This is a genomic window from Pontibacter burrus (assembly GCF_010686685.1).
Classification (GTDB): Bacteria; Bacteroidota; Bacteroidia; order Cytophagales; family Hymenobacteraceae; genus Pontibacter; species Pontibacter burrus.
Genome location: NZ_JAAGWD010000010.1, coordinates 70,759 through 94,790, shown reverse-complemented (window position 1 = coordinate 94,790; position 24,032 = coordinate 70,759). Strand labels below are relative to the sequence as shown.

Below are 24,032 nucleotides of genomic sequence, written 5' to 3'. Positions count from 1 at the left end.
TCATGCAGCACGTTGTATCCAGTGAATAGATTTTCCCTTACATCAGCCTGCAGTGATGCCTGATTAAGACTAGCCCGGCAACTATAGTTTAGCTTTGTATCGTATCACTGATGCCATCTAACATTATGGCAAAATGCCGGTTTACCCGGAATACAACTAACGTGGATACAACTATGACTGATAAGATAAACGAAGCATCCGAAGAAAAATACCTGCATGGCTACTCTACCGAAGAGCAGCAGCGCCTCTATAAACAGGCCCGTTTCATGGAAAACAAGATCTACTCCGATATTGATTTCTCTACGGTTACAAACCTGCTCGAAGTAGGCTGTGGTGTTGGTGCCCAATCCGAGATCCTGCTTCGCCGCTTCCCGCACCTGTTCCTGACCGGTATCGACTATTCTGAGAAACAGATCTCGCAGGCACAGAAGTTTTTATCTGAAGTTCCATATGCCAAAGACCGTTTTAAACTGAAGCAGGAAAATGCCATGGATATGAGCTTCAGCTCGCAAGCCGAGTTTGACGGGGCTTTTCTGTGCTGGGTTTTGGAACATATTCCGGATCCGGCAAGGGTGTTGTCGGAGGTGCGACGCGTGCTGAAGCCGGGCAGCCCTATCGTTATTACCGAGGTATTGAACTCCAGCTTTTTTGTAGAGCCCTACTCGCCGAGCGTACTGCAATATTGGATGCGCTTCAACGACCTGCAATACGACATGAGCGGCGATCCGTTTGTAGGCGCCAAGCTCGGTAACCTGCTCCAATCAGTAGGGTATCAGCGCATTACTACAGAGCCCAAAACCTTTCACCTGGACAGCCGCAACCCGGCTAAACGTGCCGAAATGATTGCTTACTGGACAGAACTGCTCCTGAGCGGACTGCCACAGCTTCTGGAAGCCGGCTACGTAGACGCAGACCTAGCTGATAAAGTAAAAGAAGAAATGCACATCGTAGCCAAAAACCCGAATGCCGTATTCTTTTACACTTTTATACAGGCAAAAGCATTTACCGCATAGACTAGACACAAATAATATTACAAATTAAAATTTGCAATATTATAATAGTAAATTTTATATATTTGACTGTAGAAATTAAAACTATAGCCAAATGAAAAAAACTTTTAAACTGATGGCAGCAGCAGTGCTGATGTCATCGATGCTGACATCATGCTATACTTACACGACAGTAGTAGGTAATGGAGCACAGGGCAACACACAGGTAAGAAAAATGAACCACTATGTGATCTACGGTCTTGCTCCTGTTGGTGTATCTAATCCAGCTGAAATGGCTGGTGGCGCCAAAGATTACACAGTAAAAACAGAGCATACGTTCATAGACGGCCTGATTGCTGGTATCACCTTTGGTATATATACGCCTACTACTACAACTGTAACAAAATAAGTAATAAGGGGAAGTTCTGCTTCCCCTTATCATTTTCCATAGTTATGAAAGTATTCCTGCTGATCGTTTTCTTAGTATTGTTTGTTGTGGTAACCAATGCGGTATTTTCACTCGACTTTGCCCGCTTGTCAGAATATGGCTGGGGCTACCTGAGTGGCCAGGCGATACTTATGCTATTGAGTTTAGCAGGTGTGTTTTTTACAGGTCGCAGCATCTTTAAAAAAATAGCTGCTTAAGTTATTTCTTAAGTTCTCAGATACGGTCTGAGCTTTTCGTATAGTTCAGGTGTTACCAGCTTGATCTTCTTCAACTCTTCCACGCTCTCAAAACGCCCGTGCTGCTCACGGTACGCAACTATAGCTCTCGCCAGATTTGACGTCATGTACGGGTGGCTGCGTAGTTCTTCTACTGTAACTGTGTTTAGGTTAAGCTGCTGCGGGGTATGTGATTTGGCCACAAATGTATATTTATGCAAACTATCCACAACATTAGGTTGCAGGCCATATACTTCACGTAACTGCTCCAGGTTGTTAAAGCCGCCCAGCCGTTCGCGGTACTTTACAATCCGTGCCGATAGTTTGCTTCCTATGCCACGTATCTGTTTTAGCTGAGTAGTATCGGCAGTGTTGATGTTGAAGGGTGCCAGCACAAAACGCTCGCGGGGCCTGTTATCCCAGTTCGGATTTGGCAAAGGTTGTTTGTTATCAACTGTGTTTCGGGCAAACCTTTCCGGACGATTCTCCGGCAGGTCGATGTATGGGTACAGGCGCTGAAATACAGTATCAGGTAAGCCATAGATTCTCCCCAGCTCTGCTTTATAGGTAAGGTCCCCTACTTTGTTGCGGTAATTTAGAATGCGTTGCGCTAGGTATTTCGGCAAACCAAATGCCTGCCATTGCTCCAGCGTAAGCTGGTTGGGATTAAACCTGTAAAGCGGTACAACTGGCACAGCATTTCGTTCCCGGCTATAGTTATCGGGCACCTTTTCCAGTTGCACAACCAGGCTGTCGAGCAGCTGCTGGTCGGCAGGATCTATAGTTGCTTCCCGCTTATTCCCTGAAAGTTTAGAAAAAAGAAATGGTGCCGCCGTAAGCAGCACCATTAACGTTATCAGCCACAGAAAACCGTTTACCTCACGCTGAGAAAAGCCAAAGTAGTTACGAATCCAGAGCTTCAGTTTATTCATACATTTTGCTAGATGTGTTCCTGCCGGCCGGGCTCGTCATCGTTATCCAGATACGAGTCAGGCTCAGGTTTGGGTGGCGCATTTAGCACCCGCCAGAAAAAGTATACTGTTAATGCTGTTACCGTAAACATTGTGGTAAGCATAATAACAAGTGCAGAAGTATTCATAAGTTCTAAATTTTACCTTCTCTAACTCTCTTTTTATAAGCAATGTATACCAGCCCGGCAATGCTGAGGAATACTACTACCAGCAGTATACGCGATGCATTTACATAGAACAATGTATCCTGCAGTTGCGCGATCACGGCTGGGTCAGTGGCCTCCGCAATCTGGCGGTGTAAACCACTATTCATCAGCTTTTTAATGATAGAGCTATCGTCCAGTTCCCAGTTACCGCTTAGAGCAGCTCCCCAATCATTTGCTTTTGGAGTAATAAGAGCTCCGATAAATACAAACAACAGAAGCAGCGGCGTAACATACTTAATGATGAATTTGTAAATGTTAGGCACTTTAATATCAGAACCTGATATGATCTCACGCCAGCCTTTATCAATACCGAATATCCACGCGAACAGAATAGATTCACATAAGGCAAACACTACCAGCGATACAGTTCCTGCCCAGTAATCGTACTCATCAAATACACCATAATGGAAGAAGAGCACTGTAGGCATACCCAGTAGCAAAACAATCAGTCCGAAAGACCAGGCAGCAGATTTGCGGCTCCAGTTAAATTCGTCCTGCATAAAGCCCATCCAAGGCGTTCCCATTGCCAGAGAAGATGTGATACCGGCAAAAAACAGAAGACCAAACCACATTACACCCGCAATAGCGCCCAGCACTTCGCCCCATTGCGTGAACAGGAACGGCAACGTTTTAAAAGCAAGGCCAAGACCACCTGACTGCACAAGTTCGGTTACACGATCGATGCCCAGGTAACCAATTGAGATCGGGATAAGAATAGAGGCGCCAAGTACAACTTCCACAAATTCGTTCATCCAGCCTGCAGACATGGCACTAAGCGCAATATCGTCTTTAGATCTTACATAAGATGCATAACAATGGATCGTACCCATACCTACCGACAGGGTAAAGAAGATCTGACCGGCAGCAGCCAACCAAACCGTAGGCGACCATAGTTGTGTATAGTCCGGGGTCCACAGGAAGTTAAGACCAACAGAGCTGTCGTTGATAGCGCCTGCTTCACCGGCTGTAATAGTAAAGCCTTTGTAAGCCAGAAACATACCAAAAACAATTAGAAGTGGCATACCAATTTTAGCCACACGCTCTACTCCGCCTGCCAAACCTTTTGATAGAATCCAGGTGTTCAGCAATAAGCAAAGTACATAGAATACAATAGCCTCCAGCGGTATACCAAGTGTAGATTCGCCGATGCTAACATAGGTATTAAAGAAAGCAGCAACACCCTCCTGATCCATGCCATTAAAGGTGCCTAATACGGAGTGCACAACATAAGATAGTGTCCAGGATTCGATGTAGCAGTAATAAGCAGCTACGGCAATGTTTGTCCAGATACCAAATACGCCTATGTATTTCCAAAGGCGGTGTTTGCCCATTGTGTCTACAATGTAGGGCGTGGAGTGATTTCCGAATCTGCCACCGAAGCGGCCCATCGACCATTCAATCCATAACAGCGGAATACCCATTACCAGGAAGCAGACCAGATATGGAATGATAAATGCACCGCCGCCGTTCTGTACTGCCTGTACCGGAAACCTCAGGAAGTTACCGAGACCAACAGCATTACCGGCCATAGCCAGAATGAGACCCACTCGCGAGCCCCAGGATTCTTTGTTAGCACTCATAAAAAAGGGTAAAAGTTAATCAGTTTAGTTAGGTTGTAAAAGGTGTAGGTACTATAGTATTTAAGCTTACAATTTAGGAACTGCAACTGACAGCTCCATGCTATATTTCATATTTTTAATATTAACGCGGTAAGCAACAGTGCTTTTCTTCCGGATTTCTGGCTAATTCCGGGCGGCTTGCTCTGCTACTATTTGTATTCCTTCTGCAAAACTATGAGGCCTGTAACCTAGGTCTTTTTGTGCCTTACTAATGATAAACCCAGTTTTAGGAGGGCGTTTGGCCGGCTGACTAAAGCTGCTTGCATCAGCTTTATCTATAAGAGCCTTATCAAGGTTAAAATAATCAGCTACTTGCAGGGCCATGTCATACGGGGTTAGCATCTCGGAGCCCGAGATGTTGAAAATACCCTCGGCATCGTGCTTGGCAGCCAGCCAGCAGCCTTGTGCCAGGTCCTCGGCCAGCGTTGGTGTCCGGAACTGGTCTTCCACTACCTTTATCACTTTGCCGGCCTGCAGGCTGTCGCGCACCCAAAGTACTATGTTTGTGCGGCCATAGTCGTGAGCCACACCATAAACCAGCACCGTACGGAGTATTGCCCACTTGCATCTTGCTTGCTGCACTATTTTCTCAGCCAGCAGCTTGGTTTCACCATAAAAATTAACAGGATTGGCTTCGGCAGTTTCGGTATAAGGCCCGTCTTCGCCATCAAATATAAAGTCGGTAGATACGTGGATCAGATGTGCACCATATTTTTCGCAGGCATTTACCAGGTATTGTACTGCATCGCGGTTCAGCAACAGCGCCCCTTCCCGATCCGACTCGCACTGATCTACGTTGGTCATGGCAGCGGTATGGATGATGTGCGTTGGCCGGAATAAACTAACCACCGTTTCAACCTGTATTCTGTCCGTTACATCCAGCGAAGCAAAAGGCAACTCCGGCATTATAGTTTCAAGTTTGTTCTCGCCGCGGCTGGTGGCAAGCACTTCTACGTCCGGCTGTGCGAGCAATAGTTCAGCTAGTTTCTGCCCTAAAAGCCCGTTAGAGCCTGTAATCAATATTTTCTTCATGCGTTACTTGCCGAGGGTGTGGGTGCTATAGTTGTATTTATACTTTTTGGCAATCTTCTTTTTCTTCACGTTTTCAACCGTCACCTTCATTTTCACATCTGTCAGTGGTCGGTTACGCGGGTTGGTTGGCTGTTCGGCAATTTTATCGATCACATCCAGACCATCTACTACCTGTCCGAAAACGGTATAAGCCTGGTCTAGCATAGGGGTTCCGTTATGGTTCTCTACAATATAAAACTGCGATCCGCTGGATTCTTTCATCGGGTTAACCTGGTCGCCTTGGCGCGCCGCAGCTACTGCTCCACGCACATGCTTAAATTCAGGTTTTATCTCGGCTGGGAGCGTGTAGCCTGGGCTACCAGAACCATCGTTATTCGGGTCTTCGTCTTTGGTATTCGGGTCGCCGCCTTGTATCATAAAGCCATCAATTACTCTATGAAAAGTGGTGCCATCGTAAAAACCTTCATGAGCCAGTTTCAGGAAATTTTCTTTGTGCTTAGGTGTTTCGTCGAAAAGGATGAGTTTGATATCGCCCTGCGGTGTATTTATAGTTATCAATTGGTCCTTACCCTTGGGTTTCTGGGCAGTTGCGGCGGCCGGCATCAGCAATACCAGAGCCATTACAGCCAGAAAAAAATGCTTCAGTTTCATAGTTTATTTAAGTTTTAGAAGCTTGAAGATTTTCATTTTTTCGCTGTAATCCAAATCAAAACCTGTGATTAAGGAGATTAAACCGATTTTATATGATTTCTGTCGGACCTTGGATTAAGGGGTTTTGTCTGAACCGGGGGTAATGGGAATTTATCTGATTAGGCGGGAGTAAAGACGCAATACCTTGCGTCTCGGCTACGACACTTTAGGTTTGAGTTTGATTGATAGCTGTTTGGATGATGCTGTAATGTTAACTCAACTATAATTTTTAATTAATCGGCTTATTAGCTCGCAAACGGCCGTCTGCGGTAGCAAACTATAGTTTAGTAAATCTGTAGTTTAAAAATTAAAAACTATAGTTAAGGTTGATGCCGCAACTATAGTTCTATAGTTGCGGCTATAGTTATTAAAGCAAATAAAATGTCGCCGCCAGAATCTGGCTAGTGGCATAGTAGGTGCGAGTCTCCAGACTCATTGGGCTATAGTTGCAGAGTCAAAGTCAAACCCTATTCAGACCTATAGTTCATAGCGGGGACACAATGTATTGCGCCTCAAATCCTGTTAATCCTTTGATCCTGCAAATCCTGATTCAGACAAAAAAAAGAGGCGCAACATGTTGCGCCTCTTCAAATTCAGTTTACTCCGTTTAAACTATATGTTTAGCTGCGGTGCTCTTTAATTTCTTTCAGAATTACATCACCACCTTGTGAGAGGATCGTTTCAGCCAGCTTTTTACCTATCGTTTCTGCCTCTGCAATTGGGGCTTCGTATACTTCGTACAGGTGGCGCTGCCCGTCCAGGCTAACGATACCACCTTGTATCTGCAAGGTATTTTCGTCTTTTAGGGTAGCAAGCGTAAATGATGGTATGCTGCAACCGCCTTCCATTGTTCGCAGGAAAGCACGCTCGGCCAGCAGGCAATGATGTGTTTCCGGGTGATCTACAGCTGCTTTGATACGGGCTTTCAGTTCAGGCTCCATGTTCATGGCAGACTCAACAGCCACACTTCCCTGCCCGGCCGCCGGCACAAATTCGTTTTCCGGAAATACATGCACGATCAGGTTATCGTACTCCATGCGGTGCACCCCGGCATAAGCCAGCATCAGGGCATCAAACTCGCCATTTTCCAGCTTTTTAAGTCGTGTTTGCAGGTTACCGCGCGACTCGCCTGTTATCACATTCGGGTAATACTTATTTAACAGCGCCCGACGACGTGTAGAAGATGTTCCGATACGCGCATTGCTGTTTGGCTCCAGCTTAAAACCCGGGTTCAGCGACAGCAATACATCGTTTACTTTTTCGCGCTCCATAAACGCCAGCAGTTCCAGGTCATCAGATACCTTAGACTGCACATCTTTTGCACTATGTACGGCAATATCAATGCTGCCATCGCGCAGGCCATCTTCCAGCTCTTCAGTAAAAACACCTTTTGAGCCCAGCTTGTCCAGCGATTTATCCAGCATACGGTCGCCTTTGGTGGTAATAATTACCAGTTCGGTAGCAAAGCCGGCAGCCTGTAGTTTAGCGGCTACTGCATTTGCCTGCCACAACGCCAGTTTGCTTCCGCGTGTACCAATATTAATGATTTTGTTATGTGTAGTTTGCATGATTCTGTTTAATAGTTTCCGCGCAGGAAATGTGCAATCTGTATAGAACTATCCACAAAAACAATTTTGGGATTGGCGTTCCGCTCGATGTGGTAGTGGGCCTGGCTTAGTTCTTCAGCCATGCGGGTACCGTTATCAGCATTCAGCAGCCTCGAAAAGTCCTGCACAAACTTCATCTCATCGGCTGGCAGGTAGGTTATCAGGCTGGCATCTACCCCATACAACATCACTTTCCGGAAAAGGTTAAGCGCATAAAGTAAAAAGTTCTTTTGGTTCTCGCGGCCCAGCTTCTGGAAATCCTCGCTCATATCGAGCAACTCGCCAAATTTGTAACTATAGCAGTTACGCAGCCAGTCGCGGAAAAAACCGAAGTAATCGGAGCTAACCTCAGAAAGCAGGTTTGCTGCCATATTTAGATTGCCCTCGGCCAGTTGTGCCACCTGGTAAGCGGCTGTAGCTTCGGTGTTATAGTTCTGCTGGAGCCAGGCAATTACTTCTTCATCAGTAAAGCTGCGTACCTGCACAATCTGGGTTCGAGAGGTTATAGTTGCCAGCAGCTTATCGGCCTGTTGCGATACCAGCAGGAACAGGGTTTTAGCAGGCGGCTCTTCCAGCAGCTTCAGCAGCGCGTTGGCAGCAAACGGGTGCATTAGTTCAGGCAACCAGATCAACACAATCTTATAGTCGCCTTCAAACGCTTTTAATGAAACCAGTTTTACCAGCTGACGGCTTTCTTCTTTCGAGATAGCTCCCTGCTTGTTTTCGGCGCCGATGTGCTGCATCCACTCGTTCAGTCCCTGATACGGACTGGCCAGCACAAACTCGCGCCACTGCGTCAGGAAATTCTGGCTCAGCACATCTTTACCCGTTATGTTTTTGGTAGCCGTAACCGGCATCACAAAGTTAAAATCCGGGTGCACCAGCTTGTTCATTTTGGTACAGCTGCTGCATGTTCCACATGAATCATCGGCCTGCTTGTTCTCGCAGTTGATGTAGGTGGCATAGGCCAGCGCGAGCGCCAGGTTGGCACTTCCCTCCTTGCCCAGAAACAGCTGCGCATGCGCCACATGGTTCTGCCGCACCGAATTTACAAGCATCTGCTTGGTGTCCTGCTGTCCGAGTATCTGAGAGAATTGCACTTTGGTTAATTATGAATGATGAATTATGAATTGACATTTTGATTATTTGGCAAAAGACAAACGACTTCTTATTCTTTTATCTTTTGTCAAAAAGTCGTTTGTCTCAAAAGCTACGCTTTTGCGTCCCACACCCTGTACTGCTGGGTTTGGTTGAAGATTTCTGTTAAGATCACTTTTTCGGTATCGTCGAGCACTTTGTGGCGGCGTTCCATTACCTTTTCGGCTACTTCGTAAACTTTGTGCAGCTGAAATGTTTCGAAGCCGGCGGCACCGCCCCAGCTAAACGAAGGTATAAAGTTACGCGGAAAGCCCGAACCGAAAATGTTTGCACCCACACCTACCAATGTTCCGGTATTAAACATGGTGTTAATGCCACACTTGCTATGGTCGCCCATAATAAGGCCACAAAACTGCTGCCCTGTATTCTTAAAACCGCCACGCGCATAGTTCCATAGTTTAACCTGCGCATAGTTGTTCTTCAGGTTCGAGGTGTTGGTATCAGCACCCAGGTTACACCACTCGCCCAGCACCGAATTGCCCAAGAAACCATCGTGCCCTTTGTTGGAGTACCCCAGAATTACCGATGCACTGATCTCACCGCCCACTTTAGAGTGCGGGCCAACTGTTACGTCGCCGCGCATTTTGCCACCCATGTTCACGTGACTGCCCTCGCAAAGCGCAAATGGCCCTTTAATCAGCGCGCCTTCCTGCACCTGTGTATTCTTCCCGATATAGATCGGCCCGTCTTCTGCGTTCAGCACAGCTGCACGGATCTTGGCGCCCTCTTCTATAAAGATGTTCTCTTCGTTATAAACTATAGTATGCTTGTCGTTTACCGGCTGGCTCTGGCGGCCTGCAGTCAGCAGTTGAAAGTCTGCACGTATCTGGGCACCATTCTGGGTAAAGATCTCCCAAACCTCTTTTATAGTTGTGCAGCTCGCTACTTCCTGCTTTCTAGCTGGTATATAGTTTAGCAGCTCATCTATAGTTGCAAACTGTTGCTCTCCTGTGTGCAGGGCCAGCAGCAGGTTGTTTTCATACAACGCTTCTCCGGTTTTCAACTGCTTTACACGGGCAACAAGCGCTTCGTCAGGGCAAAGGGCTCCGTTTACATACACGTGCTGCGCACCGGGCTGCTGGCTGTACTTCTGCTGCAGGTAAGGCTGCGTCAGGTAAGATGTTGCCGCACCTGACTGCTGCTGCCACTTCTCGGCTATAGTTAATATACCAACACGTATTTCAGCTACAGGCCGTGTAAACGTTAGCGGCAACAGGTTCTGCCGTATGGTCGGGTCGTCGAAGAGAATGATGTTCATAGCGCAAAAATAAAAAAGTCTTCCCGGAAATTACGGAAAGACTCTTTAAGAAACGTTTTAACCGGGTGGGTCCGCTTATTTTTTCTTGTAACGTGTGTTGAATTTCTCCACACGACCAGCAGTATCCACGAAAATGTTTTTACCAGTGTAGAAAGGGTGAGACGCAGAAGAAACTTCCAATTTAATTACCGGATAAGTTTTACCGTCTTCCATGGTTACTGTCTCTTCAGAGTTCATTGTAGAACGCGTGATAAATTTAAAATCACTCGTCATATCATGGAAAACCACCTCTCTGTATTCTGGGTGAATGCCTTTTTTCATTATTATAAACGTTAATTAACCTTAATTTCTGAATCGGACTGCAAACTTAACAATACTTTCTGAAATTAAAACGCTACAAACCAAATTATTTTACACTTAAATCAAATTCACACCTCACTAATAATTATCTTTTAACTTTGCTTTAGATGAGTGCTAGCAACCAACTATAACCCATGACACACCCGCACCAACACCTGATACTGGACCAGGCGCAGATCGAACAGAAAGTAAAGCGCATGGCTTACGAAATGTACGAGTATAACTTTAAAGAGCAGGACCTGGTACTGGCTGGCATCTATCAGAACGGTGCCATACTTGCCGACATGCTGGCCAAAGAACTACGACAGATTTCGCCGCTGAACGTGCAATTGCTAACTATAAAATTAAGCAAAGTAAGTCCGCTGGAGAAACCTATAGTGCTGGAGCCAGAAACGATAACTATAGCCGGCAAAGTGGTAATTATAGTAGATGATGTGCTGAATACGGGCAAAACGCTGGCACATACGCTTAATTCTTTCCTGCCTCAGAACCCTAAAAAAGTACAGATCGCTACATTAGTAAACCGCCACCACACTTTGTACCCTGTTGCTGCTACTTATACCGGCTTCTCGCTGGCCACTACTCTGCGCGAACACGTGGAAGTTGTACTACAGGATGAAGTTGCAGCCTATCTGCAATAACAAATCAACCGCTATGCTAAACAAACTTATTTACGCCACCCTTATTATCTGGGCTATAGTTGTGTTCGATGCAAAAGCCCAGCAGGGCTTTGAGGAATGGGATAAGAACTACGAACAGATAGACCTGTTACAGATATTGACCTTTGAGCAGGCATACGCCGATAGCATTGATACAAATAAAGGCACAAGCGAATATTACACCCGCATAGCGAAGTACAGATTTACAGCGACTTATCTTGGGCAGAAGAGAAAAGCCGACCCCAAAGTGATACAGTCTATGAAAAACGTCTTCAAGTTATTTGGCGGAGACCCAATTCAGCTCAGCAGCATGATCGATAATGAATACCTGTTTCAGGTCGGGGATATTACATTCTGGGCTCCTATACAGAAACAATTGGAGAAGGCACTTAAAAAAGAAGTACGACAGGGAAAAACAGCCATACTTTACTGCCTGTTCCTGAACGAGCACTCAAGCTCAGGGCTTTACAATACACTTTTAATCTCTGAATTTCAGAAGCAATAGCACCCACTAACTCAAACCATGAACGCAAAAGACAAATACCTGCTTGAAACCTGGCCAAAACAACAGGCGAAAGGCAAAATGATGTATATGGTGTACCACGCCCTGATCTATGGCCTGCTCGTAGGTGTTATCTCACTGCTTTTCCGTAACGATGATGGGCCCGTGCTGGATTTGATCTTATCGAAAGACTACCTGGTTAAGTTTGCACTGTTTACAACTATAGGTGTGATAATGGCGAACTATAAATGGAGAGCCAACAACAAAAGATACGAAGCGCTTAAACAGCAAAACGATCAAATCAACTAACAATTTAACATTCAAATCATGAAAGAGCTTTGCTTTGCCACCAACAACCGGAATAAAATTGCAGAAGTAAGCCAGATGCTGGAAGGTAAATACAAGCTCCTGAGCCTGGAAGATATTGGCTGCCACGAAGAGCTGGCCGAAGACCAGGATACACTGGAAGGCAACTCGCGCCAGAAAGCCCGCTACGTGTGGGAAAACTATAACGTGAACTGCTTTGCCGACGATACCGGGCTGGAAGTAGATGCTCTTTGCGGCGAACCAGGCGTATATTCTGCCCGCTATGCCGGCCCCCAGCGCTCCGATGCCGACAACATAAACAAGTTACTGGAAAGCCTGCAGTCGCACGAGAGCCGCCGTGCCCGTTTCCGCACCAGCATCACCTTGTACCTCGACGATAAAGAGTATCAGTTTGAAGGTATTGTGAACGGAACTATAGCTACAGAGTACAAAGGCGATAAAGGTTTTGGCTATGATCCGGTGTTTATACCAGAAGGCCACGACCTTACTTTTGCCCAAATGAGTGCAGAAGAGAAAAATGCCATTAGCCACCGTGGCAGAGCCATGCAGGAGCTTATCCGTTTTCTGCAGGCACAACCGAAACTTTAAATTTATTCGCGGGGTTATGGTCTTGTGCACAAGAAAATCTTATTTTTGCAGCCTGAAACCATAGCTTCCAATGCAAAAGCCATACATTGTCGGGATTACAGGAGGTAGCGCTTCAGGAAAAACCACTTTTTTGAGAAAGCTTCTCAATTCGTTCTCTCCGGAAGACATCTGCCTGATTTCGCAGGACAATTATTACAAATCCAGAGAGCATCAGACCGCTGATCCGAACGGAGTGATCAATTTTGACCTCCCCTCCTGCATCGACGACGCAGCCTACGCACACGACGTTTTAAAAGTGAGCCAGGGCAACACCGTTTACCGCACCGAGTACACCTTCAATAACCCGAATGTAATACCAAAGCAGCTGGAGTTCAGACCAGCACCAATTGTGGTAGTGGAAGGTATTTTCGTGTTTTACTTTGAGGAGATAGCCAAACTGCTGGACCTGAAAGTGTATATCGATGCCAAAGAATACATAAAACTGCAGCGCCGAATAGTTCGCGACAAAGTAGAACGCGGCTATGACCTGGATGATGTATTGTACCGCTACACTCACCACGTAGCTCCAACGTACGAAAAGTACATTAAGCCTTATAAAAACGACGCCGATATTATTATCCCAAATAATAATAACTTTGAGAAAGGGTTAGAAGTACTAACCACTTTTCTCAACACCAAGATAAAATAGCCATGAGGCATAAGTTCGCAGTTATCGGTCTGGGTATTTTTGGCAACTCCATTGCCCGTACGTTAGCTGAGCGCGGCGCCGAGGTACTGGCCATCGACCTGAACGAAGACTCTGTGGAGGACATAAAGGAAGATGTTGCCTACGCTGTAGCGCTGGATTCCACCGATATTCGTGCCCTGGAAGCCCAGAACATTCAGGACATGGAAGCGGTAATTGTAGCTATTGGTGAAGATTTTGAGGCTTTGCTTATTACCACGGCTAACCTCCAGGAACTGAATATCAAGCGCGTTATTACACGTGCATCCAACAAGCAGCAGCGCCGCATCCTCGAGAAAATGGGTGTGCAGGAGATCCTGTCGCCTGAAGGGGAAGTAGGCAAAACAGTGGCCGAGCGCCTGCTGCAGCCCAACATCCGCACGTTCCTGCCGCTGCCCGACAACTACGAGATTGTAGAGATAAATACGCCACGCGGCATTGCCAATAAAAGCCTGGCTAAGATATCGCTGCGTGAGAAGTATAACCTGAACATGATCACGATAAAGCGTTTTTTTGAGGAGATGCAGGATGGCAAACCAACACAGGTAGAGCACATAATTGGCGTACCCAAAGCTGATACCATCATCTATCCTTCTGATATTCTGATCCTGATCGGGAAAAAACATGATATAAAACGATTTATTGAAGTTAACCGGTAAGGATTTTATTTTTAAAGGAAAGAAGTTACATTTGTAACTACACATGCCTAAAACCAAGACTATAGCACTCCATATCAGGCATCTTTTGATGTCGGTAACACTGCTTTGGGCACTTATGCTCAACGGCCAGGAAGTGCGTGCTTATAGTTTACCGGCAGATAATACCACAAAACAGGAGGCATCCAGGCTAAGCGATGCACCTGCTCCTGAAAAAAAGACAATCGTAAAGCAGAAGGTTTCGCTGGAGGCTACTACCTCATTTGTAACCTTAAACCTGCAACAGGCTACTTTGCCTGCACCGCTGCCTGCTTTTGCAACTCCAGGCAATGAGCCGCTACCGGCCCATACAAAATTGCCAGCCGGCAATGGCTTTGTAGCCCAGCTATTCCCTGTTACCATACAGCCCAACGCTCCGTAGGCTGCCAGTTACCCTCTACACATACTTTAACCGATGCACTTTGGCCAGCTAAGCCAGGCAAGTGCCTATCGTTGATGCAAATAGTTACAGCTATGCCTGTGTGCTATTTTTATACTTTGTAACATCACCATCTATTCATTTTATTTAACCAATGCGTAACAAATCGTTAATTATCACACTGACAGTTATAGTATCGGTGCTTTGCGCCTACTTCCTGTCGTTCTCGTTTGTTGCCAACAGTGTGCAGAAGGATGCAGAAGCTCATGCTACCGATGCACAAGGCAACATCAACCTTGATAAACAGCAACACTACCTGGATTCGATCTGGAAGGAGCCTGTATTCCTTGGTTATACTTACCAGGAAATAAAAGAAAACGAACTGGGCCTTGGTCTGGACCTTAAAGGTGGTATGCACGTAGTGCTGGAAGTATCGCCTGTCGAGATCATCAAGTCCATGTCTGGCAACAGCAAAGACCCTAGCTTCCTGAAAGCGCTTGCCCGTGCACAGGAAATGCAGAAAACAAGCCAGGAGCGCTTTACAAGGTTGTTTGCACAGGCTTACCGCGAAGTAGAGCCAAACGGACGTCTGAGCCGCATTTTCTCAAACACAGCAAACCGTGGCAAAATAAGCTTCGAGTCTACTAACGAAGAAGTAATCAACGTTATCGACAAAGAAGTAGAAGATGCGATCGACCGTTCTTTCAACATCCTGCGTACCCGTATCGACAAATTTGGTGTAAACCAGCCTAACATCCAGCGCCTGAAAGGTACTGGTCGTATCCAGATCGAGCTACCAGGTATCGACAACCCGGAGCGTGTGCGCAAGCTGTTATCTGGTATGGCTAACCTGGAGTTCTGGGAAGTATGGACACCACAGGAATTCAGCCCATATTTTGTTCAGTTGAACGAAGTACTTAAAGAGCAGCAGAAAGCAGGTAAATTAAACCTGAAAGGAAATGAGCCGAAAGCAGATGCACTGTCTGCCGCTGCTGCAACAGATACAACAACCGACGTATTAGCCCAGGCTGCTGCCGGTAACGATACAACAGCTATTGCTACTGCACCTGCAACCACAGATTCTGCCGCTGCTGCTTTGGCCGCTGCCGACTCTTTAATGGATCAGGCTGGCCCGCTGGCCCGTCTTTTCACACAGCTTCCGAATGGTCTTGGTGCCAACGTACGCGATACAGCTAAGATCAACGACATCTTTGCAAGACCTGAAGTTCGCGCAGTTTTCCCTCCTAACATGAAGTTCCTGTGGGATGTGAAACCAATTGTAGGTGACAACCGCCAGGAGTTTGTTGAGCTTTATGCTCTTAAGAAAGGACGTGATGGCAAGGCACCTCTTGGTGGCGATGCGATAAACGATGCCCGTCAGGACTTCGACCAGCAGGGTCGTCCGGAAATTACAATGACCATGACCCCGACAGGCGCCAAAAAATGGGCTCGCCTGACAGGTAATAACGTAGGCCGCCAGATCGCTATCGTTCTTGACAACTATGTATACTCTGCACCGGTTGTACAGGGCGAAATCACAGGTGGTAACTCATCTATCTCTGGTAACTTCACTATCGAAGAAGCACAGGACTTAGCAAACATCCTGAAAGCCGGTAAAATGCCAGCTCCTACCCGTATTGTTGAGGAAGCTATAGTTGGTCCGTCGCTGGGCCAGGAAGCTATTAACCAAGGCTTGATTTCTACACTGGCAGGTCTGTTGGTAGTAGTAATTTTCATGGTTGCGTACTACTCTCGTGGTGGTTTTATCGCTGACCTTGCCCTGGTATTCAACGTGTTCTTTATCCTGGGTGTGTTAGCTCAGTTTAATGCAGCGCTTACATTGCCTGGTATTGCCGGTATTGTGCTTACCCTGGGTATGGCCGTTGACGCGAACGTACTGATATTTGAGCGTATGCGAGAAGAATCCCGCAAAGGACTGAGTATGCGTGAGATCATCGACAAAGGTTACGAGCAATCATTCTCGGCTATTTTTGACGCCAACATTACTACATTCCTGGCAGGTTTCATCCTTTACTACTTCGGTTCAGGTCCTGTAAAAGGCTTCGCTATCACCATGATGATCGGTATCGTAACATCGTTCTTTACATCGATCTACATCTCAAGACTGTTTATCGAGGCAATCTTCAAGAGAACTGGTAAGCTTTCTTTCTCTTCTGCACTTGCGGATAACCTGTTCCGTAACGTGAAGTTTGATGTAATGAAGTGGAAAATGCCTGCTTATATCTTCTCAACTTCCCTTATTGTGATCGGTTTTATAGCGATGGCTATAAACGGCCCGAACCTGGGCGTTGACTTTAAAGGCGGACGTTCTTATGTAGTAGAATTTGATCAGGCTGTTCCTGCATCCGACGTTCGTGCGTCTTTAGCAGACAACTTCCATGAAGCCGGTACTGAGGTGAAGACTTTTGGTGCCTCTAACCGCGTAAAAGTAATTACCAGCTGGCTGGCCGATAACGAGAGCATTGAAGCAGATGATCAGGTACTTACAGCGCTTAACGCTGGTCTGAAAGAATACAGCCAGTATAACCCGAAGATCCTGAGCTCTTCTAAAGTAGGTGCTACCATGGCCGACGATATCCAGAATACAGCTATCCTGTCTATGATTCTGGCGCTGATTGGTATCTTTATTTATGTGGTTCTGCGCTTTGGTAAGTGGCAGTTCTCGCTGGGTGGTGTGGTTGCCTTGCTACACGATGCCCTGATGATTATCGCTGTATTTGCTATTCTGGATGCGGTTGGTATCTCGTATGAAATGGACCAGGTGTTTATTGCAGCGGTACTTACCATTATCGGTTTCTCTATTAACGATACCGTGGTAATTTTTGACCGTGTGCGTGAATACCTGCGCGATAACCCTCGCCAGGGTGTAAGAGAAGTTATCAACCCAGCGTTGATAAGCACATTCAGCCGTACTATTATTACATCATTAACCCTGTTCCTGGTGGTAGTGATCCTGTTCATCTTCGGTGGTGAGGTGCTTCGTAGCTTCTCGCTCGCCATGATCATAGGTGTGGCGTTTGGGGTTTACTCTTCACTGTTCATTGCTGCTCCGATTGTAGTGGATACTACAAAGGATGAGAAAAAAGCAACGCCACAGCCAGTGGCCCAGAAAGCACGCTAAGTATAATTAGCTTATAAATAGAAAGCCCGGTGCTCACGCACCGGGCTTTTTTATTGCCCTGTTGTCCGAATTGCGGTTAACGGGGATTTGATGAATTAGCGTGAAGGTTATAATCAGCCAAGACCTGGAAGCTATAGTTCAAACTGACTTACAGAGCGGAACAAATTCCCTCCCTGGAGGGATTAAAAGTGCACATTGAGTACTTCAGACTCGCTGAACTATAGTTGCAAACCATAGTGAATCCGGATCAGAACTATAGTTTCATAACCGAGGCGCAAGGTATTACGCCTCTACGTCCGGCTAATCAATTTAATTTCCATCACTCTGCGGTTCAGGCAAACAAAAAAGCCAGCTACTTTCGCAGCTGGCCTTCTATAGTTTATACTTCAGGTGTTATATGGTCACACCGTCAGCTACTACTTCTTTTACTTCTGGTACCATACGCTTCAGCAGGTTTTCGATACCGGCTTTTAGCGTTACTGTTGCCGATGGGCAACCACTGCATGAGCCCTGCAGGTGTACAGTTACCACTCCATCGTTATACGACTTGAAAGAGATATTACCACCATCCTGCTCCACAGCCGGACGCACATAGTTATCAAGCAGATCGATCACTTTCTTGGCAATTACTGCATCTTCTTCAGACGCCTCGCCTGTAGTTGCAGCATCTGCCTTTGGAGCAGCCGAGAATCCTTCATTAAAAATAGGACCGCCTGCTTCTACATATGATTTCAGGAACGTGCGCAGTTCTGGAATAAGCTTAACCCACTCCAGGTTCGAATTTTTGGTGACTGTTACAAAGTTGCTGGCAATAAACACACGGCCAACATAATCAAAGTTGAACAGCTCCTGTGCCAGCGGCGATTCCATTGCGCTCTCCAGATCCGGATAATCTACGCTCTGGCCATCAGGCAGCAACTGCACGTTCATCACAAACTTCATCGACTCTGGGTTCGGGTTCGCCTCAGCGTAAACCGACACCATCTTTTCTCTATTTTCTATCATGGAATTCTTCGTTTTAAGTAAAACCTCGGACTATGCCTTAAAGTTTCCAAAATTAGGCAATTTTCATATATCATAATAATGATCGGTCACGCAATCGTTCTGCATATTCTGAACAAAAACTAATAAAAATCTACTATAAAATGGTGTATAAGGCCAGAAAAACTATCTTTGTTTAGAACTAACCAACACAATATACCTATACTTATGTTGACTAATTTTATTCTGCTGGCTCAGAACCTGCATTCTCCGCCAGGGTTTCTTATTATCCCATTCCTTCTTTTGATCGGCATGATCGCGGCCGGCCCTATTTTTTTCGGTCACTTCTGGGAGAACAACTATAAGAAAGTAGCCGTTATTCTTGGCCTTACAGTATTGGCTTACTACCTGTTTGTATTACAGGATGTTCACATGCCGATACACACTTTAGCAGAATATTTTACGTTTGCCGCCCTGCTTAGCTCACTTTATATTGCGGCAGGAGGTATTTACCTTAATGTTAATGCCCGGGCTACCCCTATCATGAACGTAGCATTGGTAGCTATAGGTGCCGTGCTGGCAAACGTTATTGGTACTACAGGTGCTTCGCTTCTGCTTATCCGCCCGTTTATCAGGCTCAATAACCACCGCATCAAAGCATACCAGATCATCTTCTTCATATTTATAGTTAGTAACGCGGGCGGTCTTTTAACTCCGCTTGGCGATCCGCCACTGTTTATTGGCTTTATCAAAGGCGTTCCGTTCTTCTGGACAATGCAGCACCTGTTTATTCCGTGGATGATTTCCATTGCACTGCTTTGCTTACTGTTCTATTTTGTAGATCGCCGCAATAAAGAAACCGAATTTACACCCGACCCAGCCGTAGTAGCCAAAAACGATGCTAAAACTGAATTCCACTTCGCAGGCAAGCGCAACCTGATCTGGCTGGCAATTATAGTTGGCGCCGTAGGTCTGGATCCGAACGTGATCGATGGTCTGCCGCACATTTACTACGATGGGGCCAAGATATCTTTCCTGCGTGAGATCATTCAGCTTTCTGCAGCGTTCCTGGCCTACCGCTTTTCGAACAAGACAGCACTGGCAGGTAACCACTTCAACTTCCACCCTATCCTGGAAGTAGTATTCCTGTTCTTTGGTATCTTCTTTACCATGATGCCAGCCCTGCAACTATCTGCTGAGATCGCGTCTTCTCCGGCTTATGCGCAATATATTACACCAAATACGCTGTATTGGGCAACCGGTTCGCTTTCAGGCTTCCTGGATAATGCGCCTACTTATGCCAACTTCCTGTCGCTGGCAATGGCTAAGTTCGACCTTTCGCAGGCTAGTGTAACGGATGTAAAAATGTTTGCTGAAGGAACATCAGCTGCCGGAAGAGAAACACTAATCCAGTTAGAGGCTATCTCGCTGGCTTCTGTATTATTTGGTGCATTTACCTACATTGGCAACGGGCCTAACTTTATGGTGAAAGCCATAGCTGAGAGCGCTGGTATTAAAATGCCATCTTTCTTCGGATATGTATTCCGTTACTCTATCCCGTTCCTGCTGCCAATCCTGCTTATTGTATGGTACCTGGTAGTGCACTTACGCTTATTCTAAACTATAGCTTAACTATAAAAAACGCCGCTTCTGATCTAACAGCAGCGGCGTTTTTGTTTCAGGCATATTATAATTAACTTCAGCTATATACACCACTATGCAAAAGCTGAAACTTTACCTGCACTACCACCGGAGGCTGCTGGCTTTTAATCTGCCCTTTTCGCTGTTGGTAAGTGTGGTCAGCATGGCTATTTCAGCAAAAGGTATGATTGGCCTGATCAATGGTTTCAGCTTAAGCCTGCTGACGGGTAGCTTTGTGCTATCGGTTTATTTTTACGGGCAACGCTATGGCCAACAGTATTACTTCTATCATAACATGGGCATCAGCAAACAGGAGCTTATAGTTAGTGCTTTCCTGCTTAATGCAATGCTGGCGGTGCTGTTATTCTGTTTTAAACTATGCCTGTATGCCTGAGCACAAACTGGAAGCCGACAGCATAATCTATAACATAGCAAACCGGCAGCTGCTGACAGATATTTACCTGAGCTGCGAAACCGGTGAAATTGTAGGCTTGCTCGGCCGGAATGGCAGTGGGAAAAGCACGCTGCTCAGAATCATTTTCGGCACCCAGCCTACGGCCAACAAACACATCAGGGTGAACGGGACCGCATATCAGGCGCCCTATAAACACCGTAACCTGGTGGCCTACTTACCGCAACATAGTTTCCTGCCAGATAACCTGCGCCTGCACAAAATTATTGAACTATACTTTCAGGAACCGGATAAGCGGAAAGCTATACAAGAGCATGAACGTACAAAGCCACACCTGAATAAATTTCCGGATGAGCTATCGAAGGGTGAACTGCGCTATTTTGAGTTGCTGTTGCTACTGCAAAAGGATGTGAAGTTCCTACTGCTCGATGAACCCTTTTCAGGTATAGAGCCCATCTACACAGACCGGATACTGGAACTGCTGGAAGAACACCTGAGTACAAAAGGCTTCATTATTACCGACCACAACTATAGTACGGTAGTTCGCATCAGCGACAGGGTTGTACTGCTTACAGATGGCGCCTGCCGATCAATAAACAACCCTGAAGAATTAGTGGAATACGGCTATGTTCCGGCTAGCGCATTTAGTTAAACTATAGTTTGTTGGCTTTCCGGCGAAGTACGAAATCCGCCAGTACCAATGCAGCCATGGCATCAACTATAGGCACAGCGCGCGGCAGAACGCATGGGTCGTGGCGGCCCTTGCCCTGCAGCGTTATTTCTTCACCGGCATCGTTTATAGTTGTTTGGGGCTGCAGAATGGTGGCAACCGGCTTAAACGCTACATTAAAGTAAATATCCTGCCCGTTGCTGATACCGCCCTGTATGCCGCCAGAGTGGTTTGTTCTGGTCTTGATGCTGCCATCCTCATCGGTATAAAACTCGTCGTTGTGCTGTGAGCCACGCAGCTTTACGCCTTCAAAACCACTGCCGTATTCAAAACCTTTTACTGCATTTATGCTTAACATAGCCTTGCCCAGCTCGGCATGCAGCTTATCAAACACAGGTTCTCCCAAACCGGCAGGCACACCTTGTATCACGCAGCTCACCACACCGCCAATTGTATCCAGGCTGTTACGGGCATCTTCTATAACACCAATCATACGGGCTGCTATTTTACCATCAGGGCAGCGCACTTTGTTGGCATCTATCTTTTTAAAGTCGAGCTTAGAATAGTGCTTGCGCAGCTTTATAGTACCCACTTGCGACACGTAGCTGTTTACTGATATCCCCTGTTCCTTCAGCAGCTTAGTGGCAATGGCGCCTGCTGCTACACGGGCTACTGTTTCGCGGGCCGAACTGCGGCCACCGCCACGGTAATCGCGGGTACCGTATTTGGCGGTATAAGTATAATCGGCGTGCGATGGGCGGAAAGCATGCTGAATGTGGCTATAGTCATGGCTATGCTGATCTTTGTTGTTTACAACCAGCGTAATAGGCGTGCCGGTTGTAACACCTTCAAACACACCCGAAAGTATTGTTACCTTATCTTCTTCGCTTCGCGGTGTTGTAATATCCGACTGCCCTGGCCTGCGACGGTCTAAGGCTGCCTGTATTTCGTCGGTAGTTATCTCTAATCCTGCAGGGCAACCATCCAGCACCACACCAACGGCAGGTCCGTGCGATTCGCCAAAAGTTGTTATCCTGAACAGGCTACCATATGTATTGCTCATAGTTTTCTTCGTTTAATAAACACAAAGCCCGATACCGCCAGCAGCACAACCAATATAATGTTAGTGTATCTCCTGATCTCGTCGAATTGGTGCAGGCTAACCAGGCTGTTATCTTCATTCTCGATGATCTTGTAAAATGGCCCCAGATCACGTGAAAGCACGAGGGCATCGGTATCTCGGGTTCCGGTTATAGTTACGGCAAGCGATGGGCGCAGGGTATCGTACCGGGCTGTTACAGGGTCAAAGTAAATCAGTTGCAGGGCATCCTGCAGTTTATATTGGCCGGGACTACGCGGCAGCACGGTATAGGTAAAGCTTTTTGAGCCGGATGCTCTGCCCGCACGCCGGGTTACATCCTGCCGCATATCAGGCGGGTAAAACTCCAGCCCAGGAGATGCATTGGGCACGGGTGGCATAATAGCTGCCATGTTGCCTTCACCCACCACCTGAAACAGGTAAGAGAAGCTTCTGTTCACTTCTACCGATCTGCGCGAGAGCTGCTCGTTCAGACTATAGGTACCAACCGGCACTACATCGCGGAGAGGGTGAGGTGGTAGCTGCTTTACCTTTACCTCACGTGGGCGAGCAAAGTACGTTTTATACCCTTCCTGGCGCTCCGCATTTAACAGGTTGGGCTGTTTAGCCACTTTATACTTCAGCATCCGCAACGATAATTGCGGGAAAAATATAGGCTCCTGGTTAATAGGGTATAAAACGGCTTCGTATAGTTTAAACCGCAGGTATGGCTTGTCGTTTACCAGTACATTTTCAGGCGTTATCTCCGAAAAATCAAACGACTCTTCCCACACATTAGGCTGTTTTATCTGGCGAAGTATGCCGGTTATCTGGTTAGCAAAGTCATAGAACTCCAGTAACTGCTGGTCTTCGGCGGCAAGGTAAAAGTATAATGCTACTGTAAATCCTTCGCCCACATAAACCTCATTTTTGCTGGTATAAAGTGTCAGGAAAGCATAGTCATCTTTTTCGATAAACTCTGGTTGTCCGTCCAGCACGGCTTCCGGTTCTTCACCTGGTGTTACCAGGTCGGGCAGGTTAGTGCCGGGTGTTGCCGCAGCCATTGGGCGCACAACTATAGTTGTACCTTCCGACTGCACCATCTGCCCGTTCACCTTCATACTGAAAGGCTTCAACACAAATTCACCTTCCTGCAGCGGCGCATAGTTCTGGTAAACCGTTAGTATTTTGGTGGTTGTTCCGCCCGTAATTATAGTTTCGGTAGAGGAATATTTGCTGCTTTTCTTAAACCCTTCAATCTCGGGGAAAGGGCTATATTCTTTTAGCTGCTGGTCCTGCAACCGGATGCCAATGGTATAGTACTGGTTGATCGGGAGCGGGCTTTTACCTAACTCAATGCTGATCTGTTGCGCCAGCAGCATGCCGGGCAATAACAACAGAAACACGATAGTCAGGATAATGAAACGCATAGTTTGCTGGCTATGAAAGAATAGCCTGTTAGCAAATTTAGTAATTTCCGGCAGCTCTTTCGGTCAAACAAACCTTCATTTCAGGTGTTTTACTTTAAATGGCACTTCTTTAACCCAATTTACAATATAAAACAGCACTTTTACGCGTTACATGCGTAACTGAAAACAGAACTTGATTCTATTACTTTACTGACATGTTGGAATATGTAAAAACCATTTTGCTGAAGGTTAGCTTCGACAAAATGCTGTTT

General features: G+C 46.4%; 26 protein-coding genes. 14 read left to right on the top strand and 12 right to left on the bottom strand.

Annotation, left to right across the window (positions count from 1 at the left end; translation table 11 throughout):
- Window positions 1-173 precede the first annotated feature (173 nt).
- The 3 genes from GXP69_RS17740 to GXP69_RS17730 all read left to right on the top strand — a co-directional run bounded on the left by GXP69_RS17740 (window position 174) and on the right by GXP69_RS17730 (window position 1,634).
- Complete coding sequence (locus GXP69_RS17740; protein WP_163916805.1) at window positions 174-1,013, top strand: class I SAM-dependent methyltransferase; 840 nt, start codon at window positions 174-176, stop codon at window positions 1,011-1,013.
- A 91-nt stretch (window positions 1,014-1,104) separates the two neighbouring features.
- Window positions 1,105-1,398, top strand: coding sequence for a Bor family protein (locus GXP69_RS17735; protein ID WP_163916774.1), 294 nt, complete (start codon window positions 1,105-1,107; stop codon window positions 1,396-1,398).
- Window positions 1,399-1,442: 44 nt separating this feature from the next.
- On the top strand, window positions 1,443-1,634 hold the full coding sequence (locus GXP69_RS17730; protein WP_163916772.1) for a hypothetical protein: 192 nt from the start codon (window positions 1,443-1,445) through the stop codon (window positions 1,632-1,634).
- 8 nt (window positions 1,635-1,642) lie between these two features.
- Here the strand turns inward: GXP69_RS17730 and GXP69_RS17725 are convergent, their stop codons facing one another.
- The 9 genes from GXP69_RS17725 to GXP69_RS17690 form a co-directional block, all read right to left on the bottom strand.
- Window positions 1,643-2,584 carry a ComEA family DNA-binding protein gene (locus GXP69_RS17725; RefSeq protein WP_163916770.1) on the bottom strand — a complete coding sequence of 314 codons (942 nt, stop codon included), beginning with the start codon at window positions 2,582-2,584 and terminating at the stop codon, window positions 1,643-1,645.
- Window positions 2,585-2,592: 8 nt separating this feature from the next.
- Window positions 2,593-2,751, bottom strand: a complete 159-nt coding sequence (locus GXP69_RS19025; RefSeq protein ID WP_204282088.1) for a hypothetical protein — start codon at window positions 2,749-2,751, stop codon at window positions 2,593-2,595.
- A gap of 5 nt (window positions 2,752-2,756) precedes the next feature.
- On the bottom strand, window positions 2,757-4,409 hold the full coding sequence (locus GXP69_RS17720; RefSeq protein ID WP_163916768.1) for a sodium-dependent transporter: 1,653 nt from the start codon (window positions 4,407-4,409) through the stop codon (window positions 2,757-2,759).
- A gap of 162 nt (window positions 4,410-4,571) precedes the next feature.
- The gene (locus GXP69_RS17715) at window positions 4,572-5,480 is read right to left on the bottom strand and encodes an SDR family oxidoreductase (RefSeq protein ID WP_163916766.1); all 909 of its coding nucleotides are present in this window, start codon (window positions 5,478-5,480) and stop codon (window positions 4,572-4,574) included.
- A gap of 3 nt (window positions 5,481-5,483) precedes the next feature.
- Window positions 5,484-6,131: a peptidylprolyl isomerase gene (locus tag GXP69_RS17710; RefSeq protein ID WP_163916764.1), complete on the bottom strand. Its 648-nt coding sequence runs from the start codon at window positions 6,129-6,131 to the stop codon at window positions 5,484-5,486.
- 659 nt (window positions 6,132-6,790) lie between these two features.
- The gene (gene hemC, locus GXP69_RS17705) at window positions 6,791-7,738 is read right to left on the bottom strand and encodes a hydroxymethylbilane synthase (protein ID WP_163916762.1); all 948 of its coding nucleotides are present in this window, start codon (window positions 7,736-7,738) and stop codon (window positions 6,791-6,793) included.
- Window positions 7,739-7,746: 8 nt separating this feature from the next.
- Complete coding sequence (locus tag GXP69_RS17700; protein WP_163916760.1) at window positions 7,747-8,877, bottom strand: DNA polymerase III subunit; 1,131 nt, start codon at window positions 8,875-8,877, stop codon at window positions 7,747-7,749.
- Window positions 8,878-8,987: 110 nt separating this feature from the next.
- A complete protein-coding gene (locus GXP69_RS17695) occupies window positions 8,988-10,193 on the bottom strand; it encodes a GlmU family protein (RefSeq protein WP_163916758.1) in 1,206 nt (401 codons plus the stop codon).
- A 75-nt stretch (window positions 10,194-10,268) separates the two neighbouring features.
- Window positions 10,269-10,514, bottom strand: a complete 246-nt coding sequence (locus GXP69_RS17690; protein ID WP_163916756.1) for a type B 50S ribosomal protein L31 — start codon at window positions 10,512-10,514, stop codon at window positions 10,269-10,271.
- A gap of 173 nt (window positions 10,515-10,687) precedes the next feature.
- On the opposite strand from GXP69_RS17690, the gene GXP69_RS17685 reads away from it, so the two are divergent.
- From GXP69_RS17685 to secDF, 8 genes are all read left to right on the top strand, one after another.
- The gene (locus GXP69_RS17685; protein WP_163916754.1) at window positions 10,688-11,194 is read left to right on the top strand and encodes a phosphoribosyltransferase family protein; all 507 of its coding nucleotides are present in this window, start codon (window positions 10,688-10,690) and stop codon (window positions 11,192-11,194) included.
- 13 nt (window positions 11,195-11,207) lie between these two features.
- On the top strand, window positions 11,208-11,717 hold the full coding sequence (locus tag GXP69_RS17680; protein WP_163916752.1) for a hypothetical protein: 510 nt from the start codon (window positions 11,208-11,210) through the stop codon (window positions 11,715-11,717).
- An 18-nt stretch (window positions 11,718-11,735) separates the two neighbouring features.
- On the top strand, window positions 11,736-12,023 hold the full coding sequence (locus GXP69_RS17675; protein ID WP_163916750.1) for a hypothetical protein: 288 nt from the start codon (window positions 11,736-11,738) through the stop codon (window positions 12,021-12,023).
- A gap of 18 nt (window positions 12,024-12,041) precedes the next feature.
- Window positions 12,042-12,629 carry a non-canonical purine NTP diphosphatase gene (locus GXP69_RS17670; RefSeq protein ID WP_163916748.1) on the top strand — a complete coding sequence of 196 codons (588 nt, stop codon included), beginning with the start codon at window positions 12,042-12,044 and terminating at the stop codon, window positions 12,627-12,629.
- 70 nt (window positions 12,630-12,699) lie between these two features.
- Window positions 12,700-13,317, top strand: a complete 618-nt coding sequence (locus tag GXP69_RS17665) for a uridine kinase family protein (protein WP_163916746.1) — start codon at window positions 12,700-12,702, stop codon at window positions 13,315-13,317.
- A 2-nt stretch (window positions 13,318-13,319) separates the two neighbouring features.
- Window positions 13,320-14,012, top strand: a complete 693-nt coding sequence (locus tag GXP69_RS17660) for a potassium channel family protein (protein ID WP_163916744.1) — start codon at window positions 13,320-13,322, stop codon at window positions 14,010-14,012.
- A gap of 43 nt (window positions 14,013-14,055) precedes the next feature.
- Window positions 14,056-14,430, top strand: coding sequence for an RNA methyltransferase (locus GXP69_RS17655; protein ID WP_235925820.1), 375 nt, complete (start codon window positions 14,056-14,058; stop codon window positions 14,428-14,430).
- Window positions 14,431-14,581: 151 nt separating this feature from the next.
- Window positions 14,582-17,569 (top strand): protein translocase subunit SecDF, encoded by a 2,988-nt coding sequence (secDF, locus tag GXP69_RS17650; RefSeq protein WP_163916742.1) that lies wholly within the window; start codon window positions 14,582-14,584, stop codon window positions 17,567-17,569.
- Between the two features lie 393 nt (window positions 17,570-17,962).
- Here secDF and GXP69_RS17645 read toward each other — a convergent pair whose 3' ends face one another.
- Window positions 17,963-18,574: a NifU family protein gene (locus tag GXP69_RS17645; protein WP_163916740.1), complete on the bottom strand. Its 612-nt coding sequence runs from the start codon at window positions 18,572-18,574 to the stop codon at window positions 17,963-17,965.
- Between the two features lie 204 nt (window positions 18,575-18,778).
- Between GXP69_RS17645 and GXP69_RS17640 the strand changes: the two genes are divergently transcribed.
- The 3 genes from GXP69_RS17640 to GXP69_RS17630 all read left to right on the top strand — a co-directional run bounded on the left by GXP69_RS17640 (window position 18,779) and on the right by GXP69_RS17630 (window position 21,255).
- Window positions 18,779-20,170 carry a sodium:proton antiporter gene (locus GXP69_RS17640; RefSeq protein WP_163916738.1) on the top strand — a complete coding sequence of 464 codons (1,392 nt, stop codon included), beginning with the start codon at window positions 18,779-18,781 and terminating at the stop codon, window positions 20,168-20,170.
- A gap of 97 nt (window positions 20,171-20,267) precedes the next feature.
- The gene (locus GXP69_RS17635) at window positions 20,268-20,585 is read left to right on the top strand and encodes a hypothetical protein (protein ID WP_163916736.1); all 318 of its coding nucleotides are present in this window, start codon (window positions 20,268-20,270) and stop codon (window positions 20,583-20,585) included.
- A complete protein-coding gene (locus tag GXP69_RS17630) occupies window positions 20,578-21,255 on the top strand; it encodes an ATP-binding cassette domain-containing protein (RefSeq protein ID WP_163916734.1) in 678 nt (225 codons plus the stop codon). Before GXP69_RS17635 ends, GXP69_RS17630 begins: the two co-directional genes overlap by 8 nt.
- A gap of 1 nt (window position 21,256) precedes the next feature.
- Here GXP69_RS17630 and aroC read toward each other — a convergent pair whose 3' ends face one another.
- Window positions 21,257-22,336, bottom strand: coding sequence for a chorismate synthase (gene aroC, locus GXP69_RS17625; RefSeq protein WP_163916732.1), 1,080 nt, complete (start codon window positions 22,334-22,336; stop codon window positions 21,257-21,259).
- A complete protein-coding gene (locus tag GXP69_RS17620) occupies window positions 22,333-23,781 on the bottom strand; it encodes a BatD family protein (RefSeq protein WP_163916731.1) in 1,449 nt (482 codons plus the stop codon). Before GXP69_RS17620 ends, aroC begins: the two co-directional genes overlap by 4 nt.
- Window positions 23,782-24,032 lie beyond the last annotated feature (251 nt).

Excerpts from the sequence above, each read along its gene's own strand:
- GXP69_RS17635 (WP_163916736.1), top strand. The coding sequence starts at position 20,268 with ATGCAAAAGCTGAAACTTTACCTGCACTACCACCGGAGGCTGCTGGCT.
- GXP69_RS17630 (WP_163916734.1), top strand. The coding sequence starts at position 20,578 with ATGCCTGAGCACAAACTGGAAGCCGACAGCATAATCTATAACATAGCA.
- GXP69_RS17685 (WP_163916754.1), top strand. The coding sequence starts at position 10,688 with ATGACACACCCGCACCAACACCTGATACTGGACCAGGCGCAGATCGAA.
- GXP69_RS17735 (WP_163916774.1), top strand. The coding sequence starts at position 1,105 with ATGAAAAAAACTTTTAAACTGATGGCAGCAGCAGTGCTGATGTCATCG.
- GXP69_RS17720 (WP_163916768.1), bottom strand. The coding sequence starts at position 4,409 with ATGAGTGCTAACAAAGAATCCTGGGGCTCGCGAGTGGGTCTCATTCTG.
- GXP69_RS17670 (WP_163916748.1), top strand. The coding sequence starts at position 12,042 with ATGAAAGAGCTTTGCTTTGCCACCAACAACCGGAATAAAATTGCAGAA.
- GXP69_RS17715 (WP_163916766.1), bottom strand. The coding sequence starts at position 5,480 with ATGAAGAAAATATTGATTACAGGCTCTAACGGGCTTTTAGGGCAGAAA.
- GXP69_RS17645 (WP_163916740.1), bottom strand. The coding sequence starts at position 18,574 with ATGATAGAAAATAGAGAAAAGATGGTGTCGGTTTACGCTGAGGCGAAC.
- GXP69_RS17725 (WP_163916770.1), bottom strand. The coding sequence starts at position 2,584 with ATGAATAAACTGAAGCTCTGGATTCGTAACTACTTTGGCTTTTCTCAG.
- GXP69_RS17730 (WP_163916772.1), top strand. The coding sequence starts at position 1,443 with ATGAAAGTATTCCTGCTGATCGTTTTCTTAGTATTGTTTGTTGTGGTA.
- aroC (WP_163916732.1), bottom strand. The coding sequence starts at position 22,336 with ATGAGCAATACATATGGTAGCCTGTTCAGGATAACAACTTTTGGCGAA.
- GXP69_RS19025 (WP_204282088.1), bottom strand. The coding sequence starts at position 2,751 with ATGAATACTTCTGCACTTGTTATTATGCTTACCACAATGTTTACGGTA.
- GXP69_RS17660 (WP_163916744.1), top strand. The coding sequence starts at position 13,320 with ATGAGGCATAAGTTCGCAGTTATCGGTCTGGGTATTTTTGGCAACTCC.
- GXP69_RS17675 (WP_163916750.1), top strand. The coding sequence starts at position 11,736 with ATGAACGCAAAAGACAAATACCTGCTTGAAACCTGGCCAAAACAACAG.
- GXP69_RS17640 (WP_163916738.1), top strand. The coding sequence starts at position 18,779 with ATGTTGACTAATTTTATTCTGCTGGCTCAGAACCTGCATTCTCCGCCA.
- GXP69_RS17740 (WP_163916805.1), top strand. The coding sequence starts at position 174 with ATGACTGATAAGATAAACGAAGCATCCGAAGAAAAATACCTGCATGGC.
- GXP69_RS17620 (WP_163916731.1), bottom strand. The coding sequence starts at position 23,781 with ATGCGTTTCATTATCCTGACTATCGTGTTTCTGTTGTTATTGCCCGGC.
- GXP69_RS17665 (WP_163916746.1), top strand. The coding sequence starts at position 12,700 with ATGCAAAAGCCATACATTGTCGGGATTACAGGAGGTAGCGCTTCAGGA.
- hemC (WP_163916762.1), bottom strand. The coding sequence starts at position 7,738 with ATGCAAACTACACATAACAAAATCATTAATATTGGTACACGCGGAAGC.
- GXP69_RS17695 (WP_163916758.1), bottom strand. The coding sequence starts at position 10,193 with ATGAACATCATTCTCTTCGACGACCCGACCATACGGCAGAACCTGTTG.
- GXP69_RS17690 (WP_163916756.1), bottom strand. The coding sequence starts at position 10,514 with ATGAAAAAAGGCATTCACCCAGAATACAGAGAGGTGGTTTTCCATGAT.
- secDF (WP_163916742.1), top strand. The coding sequence starts at position 14,582 with ATGCGTAACAAATCGTTAATTATCACACTGACAGTTATAGTATCGGTG.
- GXP69_RS17655 (WP_235925820.1), top strand. The coding sequence starts at position 14,056 with ATGCCTAAAACCAAGACTATAGCACTCCATATCAGGCATCTTTTGATG.
- GXP69_RS17710 (WP_163916764.1), bottom strand. The coding sequence starts at position 6,131 with ATGAAACTGAAGCATTTTTTTCTGGCTGTAATGGCTCTGGTATTGCTG.
- GXP69_RS17680 (WP_163916752.1), top strand. The coding sequence starts at position 11,208 with ATGCTAAACAAACTTATTTACGCCACCCTTATTATCTGGGCTATAGTT.